The organism is Elioraea tepida, from assembly GCF_019203965.1.
Classification (GTDB): Bacteria; Pseudomonadota; Alphaproteobacteria; order Acetobacterales; family Acetobacteraceae; genus Elioraea_A; species Elioraea_A tepida.
This window is the reverse complement of the sequence record NZ_CP076448.1, coordinates 1457817-1471936: the sequence shown is the minus strand read 5'-3', so window position 1 is coordinate 1471936 and position 14120 is coordinate 1457817. Positions and strand designations below refer to the sequence as shown.

The 14120-nt window shown below is 73.2% G+C and carries 13 protein-coding genes; 10 read left to right on the top strand and 3 right to left on the bottom strand.

What is annotated here, in order from left to right; all coding sequences use genetic code 11:
- Positions 1 to 6 precede the first annotated feature (6 nt).
- Entirely contained in the window at positions 7 to 1257 is a 1251-nt protein-coding gene (locus tag KO353_RS07095) for an AmpG family muropeptide MFS transporter (RefSeq protein WP_218287004.1), read from the top strand.
- 12 nt (positions 1258 to 1269) lie between these two features.
- Here the strand turns inward: KO353_RS07095 and KO353_RS07090 are convergent, their stop codons facing one another.
- Positions 1270 to 2502 carry an alpha-hydroxy acid oxidase gene (locus KO353_RS07090; RefSeq protein WP_218287003.1) on the bottom strand — a complete coding sequence of 411 codons (1233 nt, stop codon included), beginning with the start codon at positions 2500 to 2502 and terminating at the stop codon, positions 1270 to 1272.
- Positions 2503 to 2561: 59 nt separating this feature from the next.
- Between KO353_RS07090 and hrpB the strand changes: the two genes are divergently transcribed.
- Positions 2562 to 4991: an ATP-dependent helicase HrpB gene (hrpB, locus tag KO353_RS07085; protein ID WP_218287002.1), complete on the top strand. Its 2430-nt coding sequence runs from the start codon at positions 2562 to 2564 to the stop codon at positions 4989 to 4991.
- Here hrpB and KO353_RS07080 read toward each other — a convergent pair.
- Positions 4978 to 6117, bottom strand: a complete 1140-nt coding sequence (locus KO353_RS07080) for an MFS transporter (RefSeq protein ID WP_218287001.1) — start codon at positions 6115 to 6117, stop codon at positions 4978 to 4980. The two genes, hrpB and KO353_RS07080, sit on opposite strands and share 14 nt — an antisense overlap.
- A 213-nt stretch (positions 6118 to 6330) precedes the next feature.
- Here KO353_RS07080 and KO353_RS07075 point away from each other — a divergent pair, with 213 nt between their 5' ends.
- From KO353_RS07075 to KO353_RS07050, 6 genes are all read left to right on the top strand, one after another.
- Positions 6331 to 7011, top strand: a complete 681-nt coding sequence (locus KO353_RS07075; RefSeq protein ID WP_218287000.1) for a winged helix-turn-helix domain-containing protein — start codon at positions 6331 to 6333, stop codon at positions 7009 to 7011.
- A gap of 7 nt (positions 7012 to 7018) precedes the next feature.
- The gene (locus KO353_RS07070; RefSeq protein ID WP_218286999.1) at positions 7019 to 8488 is read left to right on the top strand and encodes a sensor histidine kinase; all 1470 of its coding nucleotides are present in this window, start codon (positions 7019 to 7021) and stop codon (positions 8486 to 8488) included.
- A gap of 342 nt (positions 8489 to 8830) precedes the next feature.
- Positions 8831 to 10081, top strand: a complete 1251-nt coding sequence (locus KO353_RS07065; RefSeq protein ID WP_218286998.1) for a CaiB/BaiF CoA transferase family protein — start codon at positions 8831 to 8833, stop codon at positions 10079 to 10081.
- A complete protein-coding gene (locus tag KO353_RS07060; RefSeq protein WP_218286997.1) occupies positions 10078 to 10989 on the top strand; it encodes a hydroxymethylglutaryl-CoA lyase in 912 nt (303 codons plus the stop codon). Before KO353_RS07065 ends, KO353_RS07060 begins: the two co-directional genes overlap by 4 nt.
- Positions 10990 to 11040: 51 nt before the next feature.
- Positions 11041 to 11589: a CHAP domain-containing protein gene (locus KO353_RS07055; protein ID WP_218286996.1), complete on the top strand. Its 549-nt coding sequence runs from the start codon at positions 11041 to 11043 to the stop codon at positions 11587 to 11589.
- Between the two features lie 73 nt (positions 11590 to 11662).
- Positions 11663 to 11869, top strand: coding sequence for a hypothetical protein (locus tag KO353_RS07050; protein WP_218286995.1), 207 nt, complete (start codon positions 11663 to 11665; stop codon positions 11867 to 11869).
- A gap of 7 nt (positions 11870 to 11876) precedes the next feature.
- Here the strand turns inward: KO353_RS07050 and KO353_RS07045 are convergent, their stop codons facing one another.
- A complete protein-coding gene (locus KO353_RS07045; protein WP_328774516.1) occupies positions 11877 to 12182 on the bottom strand; it encodes a metalloregulator ArsR/SmtB family transcription factor in 306 nt (101 codons plus the stop codon).
- Between the two features lie 168 nt (positions 12183 to 12350).
- Between KO353_RS07045 and KO353_RS07040 the strand changes: the two genes are divergently transcribed.
- Complete coding sequence (locus KO353_RS07040; RefSeq protein WP_218286994.1) at positions 12351 to 13325, top strand: metal ABC transporter solute-binding protein, Zn/Mn family; 975 nt, start codon at positions 12351 to 12353, stop codon at positions 13323 to 13325.
- On the top strand, positions 13322 to 14116 hold the full coding sequence (locus KO353_RS07035) for a metal ABC transporter ATP-binding protein (protein WP_218286993.1): 795 nt from the start codon (positions 13322 to 13324) through the stop codon (positions 14114 to 14116). The genes KO353_RS07040 and KO353_RS07035 overlap by 4 nt, the downstream gene beginning before the upstream one ends.
- The last annotated feature ends 4 nt before the right edge of the window (positions 14117 to 14120 follow it).

Sequence of the window (14120 nt, the reverse complement as noted above, 5' to 3'; positions counted from 1 at the left end):
CGCGGGATGCGCCTCGCCGCTGCGCTTCGGCCCGACCGGCCGCTCCTTGTGATGCTGCTTCTCGGTTTCTCGGCAGGCCTCCCTTTGCCGCTCACCGGCTTCACGCTGCGGCAATGGTTTTCGGAGGCGAATGTTCCCCTCGGCGCGATCGGGCTCACCGCGCTCATCGGCCTCGCCTACTCGCTCAAGTTCCTCTGGGCGCCGGTGCTCGACCATGCGCCGCCGCTGCTGCCGAGCCTCGGCCGACGCCGCGGCTGGCTCGCGCCGGTCCAGCTCCTGCTCGCCGCGGCGATCGCGGCGCTGGCGCTGACCGACCCTGCCCGGAACGCGACCGGGACGGTCGCGGCGGCCGTTGCGGTGGCGTTCCTCTCGGCCACGCAGGACATCACGATCGACGCCTTCCGCATCGAGAGCCTTCCGCTCGGGCGCCAGGGGCTCGGGCTCGCGGCCTATGTCTGGGGCTATCGAATCGCGCTCCTCGTCGCCAATGCGGGCGTGCTGTTCTCGGTCGAACGCGTCGGCTGGAGAGGGGCCTTCCTCGCGATGGCCTTGCTGATGTCGGTCGGGCTCGCGACGACGCTGTTCCTCGCCCGCGAGCCGCGGCCGCCCGAACGGGCAGCGCGCAGCGGCATCGGCGCCTGGCTCGCCGCCGCCGTGGTCGCGCCGGTGCGGGATTTCCTCTGCCGGCCGGGTGCGTGGCTGATCCTCGGCTTCGTCGCTCTGTTCAAGCTGGGCGAGGCGCTCGCCGGGATCATGACGGCGCCGTTCTATCGCGCGCTCGGCTTCGCGCGCGAGGAGGTCGCCGCCGTCTCGGGCGTGTTCGGGCTTCTGGCCACGCTCGCGGGCGTCACCTTGGGCGGCGTTCTCGTCGCGGGCGTCGGCACCGGGCGGGCGCTCGTCGTCACCGGGCTCGGCCAGATGCTGTCGAACCTGATGTATGTCGCGCTCGCCGAGGCCGGCCGTTCGCTTCCCCTTCTCTGGGCGCAGGTCGGCATCGAGAACGCGACCGACGGGCTCGCCGATGCCGCGTTCGTCGCCTATCTCTCCGGTCTCACGAGCACGGCCTTCACCGCCACGCAGTATGCGCTTCTCTCATCGCTCGCGTCCCTGCCGCTGCGCACCGTCGGAGGCCTGTCCGGGTATCTCGCCGAGGCGATGGGCTGGACACGCTTCTTCCTGCTCACCACCGCCGCCGCCCTGCCCGGGCTTGCGATCATGCTCGTCCTCCTGCGGCGGTTTCCGCCCGCGCAGGCGTAAGCCGCGCAGCGCTCACCCGAGCCCCGGGAGCAGCCCATCCGCCAGGCGGAACACGCTGTCGCGCCCGAGCGAAGCGGGGGTGTCGATGCCGAGCAGCGCAAGGTCGCGGTCGAGCTCTCCCCTCAGAAGCGCGATCGCGTGGCCGACCCCCTCGGCTCCGCCAACGGCCGCGGCGTAGAGCATCGGACGGCCCACGAACACGAAGCGCGCCCCGAGCGCCATCGCCTTCAAGACGTCGGTGCCGCGCCGCACCCCGCCGTCGAACAGAACCGGCATGTCGCCGGACGCCGCCACCACAGCGGGCAGCACGCGCAGCGGCGAGACCGAGCCGTCGAGCTGGCGGCCGCCGTGGTTCGAGACGATCACCGCATCCGCCCCGTGCTCGCGGGCAAGACGCGCATCCTCCGGGTGGAGGATCCCCTTCACCAAGAGCCGCCCCTTCCAGCGGCGTCGGATCAGTGCCAGATGCTCCCAGTTGAGATGGTCGCGGGCGGTGAAATCGCGCAGCACGTTCCGGGCGAGGATCGGCACGCCGCGCTCGGCGAAGCTGTTCTCGAAATGCGGCATGCCGTAGCGGGCGAGCGTGCGGAACCACGTTCCGATGAGCCAGCGCGGCTTGATCAGCCCGTCCCAGGCGAGCCGGAGCGAGGGGCGAAGCGGGGTGGAGAACCCGTTGCGCACGTTGTTCTCGCGCGAGGGCAGAACGGCCGTATCGACGGTCACGAGCAGGGTGCCGAAGCCTGCCGCCGCCACACGGTCGATCAGCTTCTCGATCCGCTCCGCCGCCCCGGGGAGATAGGCCTGGAACCAGGCCTCCGGGTTTGCGGCGATCACCTCCTCGAGCCGGATCAGCGAGGAGCCCGAGAGGACGAAGGGGATGTTCGCGGCCTTCGCGGCCTCGGCAAGCGCGATGTCGCCGCGATAGGCGACGAGCGCGGCAAGCCCCATCGGCGCGATTCCGAACGGGGCGCTCCACCTCCGCCCGAACAGCGTCGCGGCGGGGTCGCGGCGCGAGACGTCGCGCAGGATCCGCGGCACGAAGCCCCATTCGCAGAAGGCGCGGTGATTGTCCTCGAGCGAGGCGTTGCGCTCGGCCGCGCCAGCGACATAGCCGAAGATTGGCCGCGGCAGGTGCGCCCGTGCCATCGGCTCGAAATCGTCGAGGCACAGGGCGCGGACGAGACGCTTCGGCAGGCGGGTTGGCGGTGGCTTGGCGCCGGCATGCGCCGGAAGGGGTCCGTGCATCGTTCGGGTCTCCTCGCCACGCTTGTCGGGCGCCGTGCGGGCGGGCGCAAGGGGCGGTGATGCTCTCCCTGCCGCCCGAAGCCGCCGCCCTGCCGGTCGCCGCCGCCCTGCCGCGTCTTTCCGCCGCTCTCGAGGCGGGGCCGAACGCGGTTCTCGTCGCTCCACCTGGGGCGGGCAAGACCACCGTGGTGCCGCTCGCTCTCCTCGGCGCGCCGTGGCGCGGCGAGGGGCGTGTCCTCCTGCTCGAGCCGAGGCGGCTCGCCGCGCGCGCCGCGGCGCGGCGGATGGCGTCGCTCCTCGGCGAGAAGGTCGGCGCAACCGTGGGGCTGCGCACCCGGCTCGACAGCGCGGTCGGGCCCGCGACGCGGATCGAGGTGGTGACGGAGGGGCTGCTCGTCCGCCGGCTGCAGTCCGACCCGGGGCTCGAAGGCGTGGCCGCGGTGATCTTCGACGAGGTGCACGAGCGCAGCCTCGACGCCGACCTCGCTCTCGCCCTCTGCCGCGATCTGCAGGCGGGGCTCAGGCCCGAGCTTCGCCTCGTCGCGATGAGCGCGACGCTGGACGGCGCCGCCTTCTCACGCCTGCTCGGCGACGCTCCGGTGATCGAGAGCGCGGGGCGCATGTTCCCGGTCGAGATCGTCTGGTCGGGCGCCGACCTTTCGCACCCGCGCGAGCTCGCGGAGGCCGCGTCCCGCGCGGCGCGCCGGGCGCTCGCCCTCGCCTCCGGGGACGTGCTCGTGTTCCTGCCGGGCCTTGCCGAGCTGCGCCGCACCGAGGCGCTTCTCGAGGGGGTGGAGGCGTCGGTGCACCTTCTGCACGGCGAGCTCGACCCTGGCCTGCAGGACCTCGCTCTCCGCCCCGACCCACGAGGGCGCCGGAAGATCATCCTCGCGACCTCGATCGCCGAGACCTCGCTCACCGTGGAAGGGGTGGACGCGGTGGTCGATGGCGGGTTCCGGCGCGCGCCACGGTTCGACCCCGGAACGGGGCTGACCGCGCTCGCCACGCGCCGGATCAGCCGCGCGGCGGCGGAGCAGCGGGCGGGGCGTGCCGGTCGGCTTCGCCCCGGTGTTGCGCTGAGGCTCTGGACGGAGGCGTTGCATCGCGGCCTCGCCGCACAGGAGATGCCCGAGATCCTCGAGGCCGATCTCGCCCCGCTTGCGCTCCAGCTCGCCGCCTGGGGGGCGGAGGCGTCGTCGCTCCCCTTCCTCGATCCGCCTCCCGAAGGCGCTCTCGCCGCCGCGCGGGCGCTGCTTGCGGAGCTCGGCGCGCTCGACGGGCAGGGAGCGATCACCGCCCGCGGGCGGGCGATGGCGCGGCTCTCCGCCCACCCGCGGCTTGCGGCAATGCTCGTCGCGGCGGGCGATCAGGCGGCGCTCGCGGCCGAGATCGCCGCCCTGTTCGAGGAGCGTGACCCGCTTCGCGCGGGCGGCGAGCGCTCCCCTCCTGCCGACCTCAGGCTCCGGCTCGGCCGGCTCTCGGGTGCGGCCGCGCGCGCTGCCGAGCAGCATCGCCGGCGGCTCGGCGCCGGCAGGGGAGGCCCGCTCGACCCCTCCGCCTGCGGGCGCCTCCTCGCCCTTGCCTTCCCCGACCGGGTGGCGATGGCGCGCGCGAACGATCCGGGCGGGTATCTTCTAGCCTCTGGCCGCGGCGCGCGCCTCGATGCCGCCGATCCGCTCGCGCGCGAGCCCTTCCTCGCCGTCGCCGCGCTCGACCTCTCGGGACGGGAGGCGCGCATACGCCTCGCCGCGCCGATCGCGCGCTCAGAGCTCGAGACACTGTTTCGTGACCGCATCGAGCGGTCGGACGAGATCGCCTGGGACGACCGCGCCGGGGCGGTGCGGGCGCGGCGGCGTGTTCGCCTCGGCGCGCTCGTGCTCGAGGAGGCCCCGCTTGCCGAGCCGCCCGCGGAGGCGGTCGCCGCGGCCTTGTGCGAGGGCATCCGGCGTCGGGGGCTTGCCGTTCTTCCCTGGACGGAGGCGGCGCGTCGGCTTCAGGCGCGCGCTCTCCTGATGCGCCGGGCCGAAGGCGAGTCCTGGCCCGACCTCTCCGAGGCGTCGCTTGTCGACTCGCTCGGGGAATGGCTCGCGCCGCATCTCGCCGGGATGCGCACGCTCGAGGATCTCGCGCGGCTTGATCTCGCCGCGGTCCTGCGCGGGCTCCTTGGCCATCGCGCCGCGCTGCTCGATCAGGCTTTCCCCTCGCACGTGGTGCTTGCGAGCGGCGTGCGCGCGCCGGTGGATTACACGCGCGACCCGCCGGTGGTCTCAGCCCGCGCGCAGGCCTTCTACGGCCAGACGAGCTCCCCCCGCATCGGCAACGGAACGATCGCGCTCGCGGTGGAGCTTCTCTCTCCCGCCGGGCGGCCGATCGCTCTCACCCGCGACCTCGGCGCGTTCTGGAAGGGGGCGTGGGCGGAGGTGCGCAAGGAGATGCGCGGCCGCTACCCCAAGCACGCCTGGCCCGAGGATCCCTCTAGCGGCTTCTGAGGAGCCAGACCGCGACCAGGGCTGCGGGCAGGCCGAGCGCGACCCAGGCAGGCCCCCAGCCCAAGCCCGCGCCGACCAGAGCGCCGAACAGCGGCGGTAGGGCGATCTGCCCGATCTGGGCGAAGGCGAGCACGGCTCCCGTCACCGCTCCGGCGCGCCCGGGCGGGGAGAGGCGGGCAAGCTCGGCGAGCATCAGCCCGTGCCAGGCCATCGCCGTCGCCGCACCGGCGATCGATGCGGCGAAGACGAGCCACCACGAGCTCGTGGGCGCAAGCGGCGCGAGCGCGGCGAAGGAGAGGCAGGTTCCGAACGCGATGATCGCGAGCAGCACCCGCGCGGGGAACCGCGCCCCCGCAGCGCCCCAGAGGATTCGCGCCGGGATCGCAACAAGGCTCGCGAGGCTGAACAGCGCGCCGGCAGAGCCGAGCGTCCAGCCGAGCCGCTCGACCAGGAACACGACGAGAAAGGTCTGGAGCACGAACTGCAGGCCGACGAGGACCACGAACGCCATCGCGAGCACGCGGATCGCGCCGAGCCGGCGCACGGTCGCAAGCGTATCGAGCACGCCCGCCAGCCCGATCAGCGCCCCCGGATCGCGGTCGGAGTCGAAGCGGGCCCGGAACGGCTCGAGCGCGAGACAGAGGCCGAGGCAGAGGAGCGCCGAGACGACGAGCGCGCCGCGCCAGCCGAACAGGGCGGCAAGCCCCGGGCCGAGCAGGCCCGTCATGGCCACACCGACGGGAACCCCCGTCTGCTTGATCGAGAACAGAAGCGGCTGCTGCCGCGGCGGGACGACGCGCGCGAGCAGGTGCGAGGAGGCGGGGGTGGCGATGGTGCTGCCGAGCCCGACCGGAATGGCGCCGAGCGCGACGAGGGCGACACCTGCCGGTGCTGCCATGGCAAGCCCCGCGGCGGCGATGGCGAGCGCGACCTGGGCGACGCGCAGCGCGCCGTAGCGGGCGAGGAAGCCCCCCACCCCGAGCGTGCCGACGAGCGCGGCGGCGGCGGCGAGAGCGGCGTAGAGCCCGGCGAGCGAGGGATCGACGCCGAGATCGGGCGCCATCGCCGGGGCGAGCACGGGAACGAGGCCGCGCGTGAAGGTCGCGAAGGCCTGCTGAACCAGCATGGCCAGCGTGGCGGTGAGCGCGAGCGACAGGGCCTGGCTCCGGCAGCGGTGGGGCCTCTAGCCTTGGGCCGGAGCGCGGCTTCGGGCAAGCTTCCCGACCTCGCCGCGCCGCGCGCACGAGGTGGCGACGGCGGGCCCCGTCCGTGCAAGGATTAAGGACGGGCCGGCGTCGGCGCCGGAGGGAGGACGGTCGGGCCGGAGGTCGGGTTCGGCATGCGGATTCTTCTGGTCGAGGACGACAAGGACGTCGCCCGCTTCATCACCAAGGGCCTCAAGGAGTCGGGGCATACCGTCGATCACGCCGACCAGGGGCGGGACGGGCTGTTCCTCGCCGCCTCGGAAAACTACGACGTGATCGTCCTCGACCGGATGCTTCCCGGAGGGATGGACGGGCTGAGGCTGCTCGAGACGCTCCGCGCGACCGGCGCGAAGGTTCCGGTCCTGTTCCTTTCCGCCCTCGCCCAGGTCGACGAGCGCGTGAAGGGGCTCAAGGCCGGCGGCGACGACTATCTCACCAAGCCCTTCGCCTTCACCGAGCTCCTCGCCCGCGTCGAGGCGCTCGGCCGGCGCGGCCGGTCGGAGGCGCCGGTGACACGGCTTTCGGTCGCCGATCTCGAGATGGACCTGCTCGCGCGCACGGTGAAGCGCGCCGGCAGGACGATCGAGCTGCAGCCGAGGGAGTTCCGCCTGCTCGAGTTCCTGATGCGTCATGCGGGCCAGGTGGTGACGCGCACGATGCTGCTCGAGGCGGTGTGGGACTACCATTTCGACCCGCAGACGAACGTGATCGATGTGCACGTCTCGCGGCTGCGGCAGAAGATCGATCGCGGCTTCGCCTTCCCGCTGATCCATACGGTGCGCAACGCCGGCTACATTCTGCGCGCCGAGCCGTGAGCCGGCGATGGCGCGCGCCTCTCCCCTGCCGCCCGGCCTGCCGGAGCGCCCCGTCGTCAAGCTCCTGCGCTCCACGGGCTTCAAGCTCGCCGCCCTGCATGCCGCGCTGCTCGTCGCCTCGGCGCTCGCCCTCGGCGGCTTCTTCTGGTGGAGCACCGCGGGCTACCTCAACCGGCAGACCGACCAGGCGATCCGCGCCGATGTGCTGATCCTTTCGGCGCGTTGGCGTGCCGGGGAATGGGCGGGGCTCGCGCGCGCGATCGAGCAGCGCCTCGCGGAGGACGCCGAGGACGAGGAGATCTATCTCCTGGCCGACCGGGCGGGGCGGATCGTCGCCGGCAATCTCGATCGCTGGCCGCCGGAGGCGACCGCCGAGGACGCCTGGTACGAGCTGCCGCTCGTGCGCGCGGGCCAGCCGACCGTGGGGAGGATCTACACGCTCGCCCTGCCCGACGGCATGCGGCTGATCGCGGGGCGGGACGTGAAGCAGAAGCTCGAGCTGCGCGAGCTCGTCGCCGATGCGGTTCTCTACGGCAGCGCGCTCGCGGTTCTGCTTGGCGGGATCGGCGGCGTGCTCGTGCGCCGGCTTCTGCAATCGCGGCTCGCGCCGGTGGCGGTGACGGCACGCGCGATCGGCCAGGGCGATCTCAGCCACCGCGTGCCGCTCTCGGGAGCGGATGATGACTTCGACCGGCTGGCCGAGACGCTGAATGCGATGCTCGATCGGATCGGCGTGCTCATGGACGGCGTGCGCGAGGTGTCGAACGCGATCGCGCACGATCTGCGCACGCCGCTCGCGCGGCTGCGCGGCCGGCTCGAGGAGAGCCTCGGCGCCGGCGACCCGGCGAGCCTGCGCGCCGCGGTCGAGCGCGGCATCGTCGAGCTCGACGGGATCATCGGCGTGTTCCAGGCGCTCTTGCGGATCGCCGAGATCGAGGCGGGGGCGCGCCGGTCCGCCTTCGCCGCCTTCGACGCCGCCACCGTTCTCGCGGACGCGGCCGATCTCTACGGCGCGGCGGCGGACGAGCGGGCAATCGCCTTCGCGGTCGAGCTGCCGCGCTCGCTGCCACTCGTGGGCGACCGCGACATGCTGCTCCAGGCGGCGGCGAACCTGCTCGACAACGCCATCAAGTTCACCCCGGCGGGAGGGAGGGTGACGCTCGCGGCGGAGCGTCGCGGGGCGGAGGTGAGAGTGGTCGTCTCGGACACCGGTCCCGGCATCCCGGAGCCGGAGCGTGCCCGCGTGGTGGAGCGGTTCTACCGCGCCGAGGCGAGCCGCGGCACCCCCGGCTCGGGGCTCGGCCTCGCGCTCGTGCAGGCGGTGGCGCAGCTCCATGGCGGGTCGCTCCTGCTCGAGGACGCCTGCCCCGGCCTGCGCGCGACCATGGTTCTGCCGGCGCCGGAACCGCCCTTCGTGGCGGAGCGTGTCCCCTCGGCTCCCGTGTCGGAGTCGAGGCCGGCGGCACGCGCCGCCTGATCGCGGGGGGTGACGAAAAAAGGGGGCGGGAGGCTTGCGCTTCCCGCCCCGAGGCTTCACGCGCCTGACCGGGGGGGGATCGGCGCGCGCGCCGGCGGGACCGTGCCGGCGACATCCGGGAGAGACGAGGATCGGCACCGCGCCGTTCCTCACTGGGCAACATACCCGCGAATGATTAATCATAGGTTGCACAACCGAACAAGGCGATTCGCGGAGGCGATTCGCGGAAAGGTTGTATCCCTCCGATGTGCTCACGACAATGTGATCGCCAGGTGCCGCGGGGTGTGATCATCCGGCAGCGGTTCTGGACCGGGTGACAGCGGTCAGCCGCACGGGGGAAGGATGGACCTCTCGCCTGCCGAAACGCCGCGCGGGCCGCTCGCCGGCCTGCGCGTGCTCGAACTCGGCCACTACATCGCCGGGCCGTTCTGCACGCGCATCCTCGCCGATCTTGGCGCCGAGGTGGTGAAGCTCGAGCCGCCCGGCGGCGACCCGTTCCGGGGCTGGGGCGCGTCGGTCGGGGGCAACTCGGTCTGGTGGTCGATCCATGGCCGGAACAAGCTGTGCGCCGAGGTCGATCTCAAGCGGGCGGAGGGACGGGAGGCGGTGCGCCGGCTCGCGGCCCGGGCGGACGTGCTGGTCGAGAACTTCCGGCCCGGCACGCTGGAGCGTCTCGGCCTTGGGCCCGAGGCGTTGCGCGCGCTCAACCCGCGGCTCGTGATCGCGCGGATCTCGGGCTTCGGCCAGGACGGCCCCTATCGCGACAAGCCCGCCTTCGGCGCGATCGGCGAGGCGATGGGGGGATTGCGCCACCTCACCGGCCACCCGCCCGGGGCGAGCGACCTGCCGCCGCCGCGCTGCGGCGTCTCGATCGCCGACGACCTCGCCGGCCTCTATGCCGCGATCGGCCTGCTCGCCGCCTGCTGGCGGCGGGACGGCCGAGGCACGGGCGAGGGGGCGGTGCTCGACGTGAGCCTCGTCGAGAGCGTGTTCTCGCTGATGGAGGGGATGCTGCCCGAATACGGCCTGTTCGGCCGGGTGCGCCACCCGGCCGGGGAGGCGATCCCCACCGCTGCGCCGACCAACACCTACCCCACGGCGGATGGCGGCTGGATCGTGATCGCCGGCAACTCCGACCCGATCTTCCGCCGGCTGATGGCATTGATCGGCCGAGACGACCTCGCCGAGGACCCGCGTCTTGCCACCAATGCCGGACGCTGCGCCCACGTGGCCGAGCTCGATGCCGCGATCGCGGCGTGGACGCGGCGTCATGACGCGCTCGCGGCCGAGCGTCTGCTCGAGCAGGCCGAGGTGCCGGCCTGCCGCCTCTACACCATCCGCGATTGCGCCGAGGACCCGCATTTCCGCGCCCGACGCGCTGTCCAGGAGGTCGAGGACCCGCTGCTCGGCCGCGTGCTGCACCCGGGGCCCGCGGTGCACGTCTCCGGCCATCCGCCGGAGACGGTCGTGGGCTGGACGGGACCGGCCGTCGGCGCACACAACGCTCTCGTTCTCGAGACGCTCGCCGGGCTCGACGCGGAGGCGGCGCGCGCGGCTCGGGGCGAGGAGCGAGGGGAGGAGGTGGTGCGATGACCGATCACGTGACCATCGTCGAGGTGGCGCCGCGCGACGGGCTGCAGGCCGCCTGCGGCGTCGTGCCGACCGCGGACAAGATCGCGCTCGTTCGCGCGCTTGCCGGGGCCGGCCTCGTCGAGATCGAGGCCACGAGCTTCGTCTCGCCGAAGGCGGTTCCCCAGCTCGCCGACGCGGCGGAGGTGCTCGCCGCCGCCAATGCCATACCGGGGATCATCCCCTCCGTTCTCGTGCCGAACCGGAAGGGGGTCGAGCGCGCGCTCGCCGCCGGGGCGCGCAAGCTCGGCCTCGTGATGAGCGCGACCGAGGGGCACAACCGCGCGAACCTCAACCGCTCGGTCGAGGAGAGCTTCGCCGAGCTTGCCGATATCGTCGCCGGCCTGCCGGCGGAGGGGCCGGCGCTGCGCTGGAGCTTCTCCTGCGCGTTCCACTGCCCGTTCGAGGGCGTGGTGCCGCGCGAGCGCGTGCTCGCGCTGATCGAGCGCGTGGTCGCGCTCCGCCCCGGCCTCACCATCGGGCTTGCCGACACCACCGGCAACGCCGCGCCGAGCGAGGTCCGCGCCCTGTTCGGCGAGGCGATCGCCCGGTTCGGCGAGAGCGCCCGCTTCGCCTTCCACGGCCACGACACCTACAATCTCGGCATCGCCAACGTCACCGCCGCGTTCGAGGCAGGGGTGCGGGTGATCGATGCCGCCGCCGGAGGGATCGGCGGCTGCCCCTTCGCTCCGGGCGCTTCGGGCAATGTCGCGACCGAGGATGTCGTGTGGCTGTTCCGGCGCCTCGGGGTCGAGACGGGAGTCGTCTGGCCGAAGCTGCTTGAGGCGGCGGATCTCGCCGCGCGTCTTGCTGGTGACGGCGCGGCGTCGGGCCATCTGCGCCATGTGAGGGCCGCCCGGGAAGCGGCGTGAGCCGCCGCTTGCCGCGGCTCGGCCTGGCCCGCCACCACGCCGTCGGAGCCGATGCTGCAGAGACGCCGTCTCCTTCTGCTTCTTTCGGCCGCGGGCTGCGCCCAGCGCCCGCGCGAGCCGTCCGAGGCCGCCGCCGCGCCGCTTCCCGCCGGCATCTCCTGCGTTCCCTTCGCGCGCGCGCTGTCCGGGATCGCGCTTGCGGGGGATGCGCATCTGTGGTGGCACGCGGCGGCGCCGCGCTACCGGCGCGGCACGGTTCCGGTGCCCGGAGCGGTGCTCGTGTTCCGGCGCAGCGCGCGCCTCCCGCAGGGGCATCTCGCCGTGGTCGTGCGCACCGTCGGCCCGCGCGAGATCCGCGTCACCCATGCCAACTGGGCAAGCGGCAGCGCGCGCGGGCAGGTGGCCGAGGACCAGAGCGTGGTCGATGTCTCGCCGCGGAACGACTGGTCTTCGGTGCGTGTCTGGCACCCCGCCTCGGGGACGCTCGGGGTCACGGTGTTCCCGGCCTGGGGCTTCATCCTCCCGCCACGCCCCGCAGACCCGGCGGAGCTCGCCGCCCGCGTTCCCGTCGCGGCGCGGCTTGCGGCCGGAACGCTGTGACGGGCTGCTTTCCCCTAGCAAGCGCGCGGAGCCGCCCTATATCCGCCACAGTCAGGTCTGCCGGGTTTTCAGGATGGCAAAGAAAAGGGGAGAGGGCGGCGCCGCCGGGCGGGGCGCCGCCAAGGGCAAGGTGTCTCGCGCGAAGGTCCGCGAGGTGGTGACGGCGATCGCCGCAGAGGTGATCGCCGAGACGGCGCAGCGCCTGCGCAGGCAGCCCCGGCGTGAGGCGCTGCCGCTTCGGATGAGCACCCGCACGCAGTCGGCCCGAAAGCCCAGCTGAGCACGTCTCAGGCGCCGTCCGGCTCGTCCGCCTCCTCGGCGACATGGTCAACCATGTCGGTGAGCATCGAACGGATGTGGTCGTCGCCCACGACGTAGAACACCTGCCGTCCCTGCCGGTCGGCCTGGAGCAGGCGAGCGGCGCGCAACAGCCTCAGATGATGGCTCACAAGACTTGCCGACAGCCCGAGCCCCTGCGCCATCTCCGTCACCGCCACCGGCTTGGTCAGGCAGGCGAGGATGATCCGGAGCCGGGTCGGGTCGCTCATCAGGCGGAACATCTCGGCGAGCTCGACGATCTCGTCCTCGCCCACGCCGCGCGTGCGGCCCTCCCGCTGACCCGTCCGACCGTTCGCTGACACGGCCCAGAGGCTCACAGCAAACCGAGCCGAACGCAAGCGGGGCCTTGTGCGCGGCCGCAGGCACGGCCATATCTCGTTGCGAAGAGCCAACGTCTTTCAAGGTATTGACGAGGTGTAGAGATGAACAGCTGTTCAAGCGTCCAACGCCGCTCCCTGCTGGCCGGCGCCGCCGCGCTGCTCGCCACGCCCGGCGTCGCGCGGGCGCAGTCCGAGCGCGCCGGCCCGCCGCGGGTGCTCTCAACCACCGCCATGATCGGCGACCTCGTCCGCGAGATCGGCGGGGACCGGGTGCAGGCCGAGACGCTGCTCGGCGAGGGGGTCGATCCCCACACCTACAAGCCGACGCGGGCCGACATCGCCCGCCTCTCCGCCGCCGATGCCGTGTTCTACAACGGGTTGCTGCTCGAGGGGCAGATGACGGACGTGTTTGTCCGCCTCGCCCGCGGCGGCAAGCCCGTCTTCGCCGTCACCGAGCTGCTCGCCGCCGACCATCTGCTGCAGGAGGATGACGGCAAGGACGACCCGCATGTCTGGATGGACGTCACCCTCTGGGCCAAGGCGGCGGAGCGCATCCGCGACGCGCTCGCGCGCCTCCGCCCGGCCGACGCCGGCACGTTCCGCCGCTACCACAACGACCTTGCCCGGCGCCTCGAGTCGCTCGACGCCTATGTGATGCGGGTGATCGGCTCGATCCCTGAGCACGCCCGGGTGCTCGTCACCGCCCATGACGCCTTCGGCTATTTCTCCCGCCGCTACGGCATCGCCATCGAGGGCATCCAGGGCCTCTCGACCCAGGGCGAGGCCGGGCTTCGCCGCATCCAGGACCTGGTCGAGCTCCTGGTCTCCCGCCGCATCCCCGCGGTGTTCGTCGAGACCTCGGTGAACGACCGCAACGTCCGCGCGCTGGTCGAGGGCGCTGCCGCGCGGGGCCACCGCGTCGCCATCGGCGGCGCGCTCTTCTCCGACGCGATGGGCGCGCCCGGCACCTACGAGGGCACCTATATCGGGATGATGGACCACAACGCCACCGTGATCGCCCGCGCGCTGGGCGGCACGGCGCCGGCGAGGGGCATGAGCGGGCGGCTCGCGGGATGAGCACCCCCGCCTCCCTCCCGGTTCCCGCCCTCTCGGTTCGGCACCTGACGGTGGCCTACCGTGACGCCCCGGTGTTGTGGGAGGTGAGCTGGGCGACGCCGCCCTCCGGCCTCGTCGCCGTGATCGGGCCGAATGGCGCGGGCAAGTCCACGCTGATCAAGGCCTGCCTCGACCTCGTTCCCCGGATCTCGGGCGAGGTGCGCATCTTCGGCCAGCCGCTCGCCGCGGTGCGCCGCAGGGTCGGCTATCTGCCGCAGCGCGCCTCTGTCGACTGGGACTTCCCCGCGACCGCCCTCGACGTGGTGGCGATGGGCTGCTACCCGCGCGCGGGCTGGCTCCGCCCCCTCGGCCGGCGCGAGCGCGAGGCGGCGCGGGCGGCGCTGGCCGAGGTCGGGCTCGCCGACTTCGCCGAACGCCAGATCGGCCAGCTTTCGGGCGGGCAGCAGCAACGCGTGTTCCTCGCCCGCGCCCTCGCTCTCAAGGCCGATCTCTACTTCATGGACGAGCCCTTCGCCGGCGTGGATGCCGCGACCGAGAAGGCGATCGTCGCGGTGCTGCGCCGGCTTGCGGACTCGGGGCGCACGGTGATCGTCGTCCATCACGACCTCGCCACCGCGCCGCACTATTTTGACCACGTGCTCCTGCTCAACCTCCGCGCCATCGCCTCGGGGCCGATGCGCCAGGCCTTCACACCCGAGAACCTCGCCCTCGCCTATGGCGGGCGGCTGTCGCTTCTCGACCAGGCGGTCGCGGCGGCGGCGGGCGCTCCGGGCGCCGCGCCGAGGGCCTGACGGC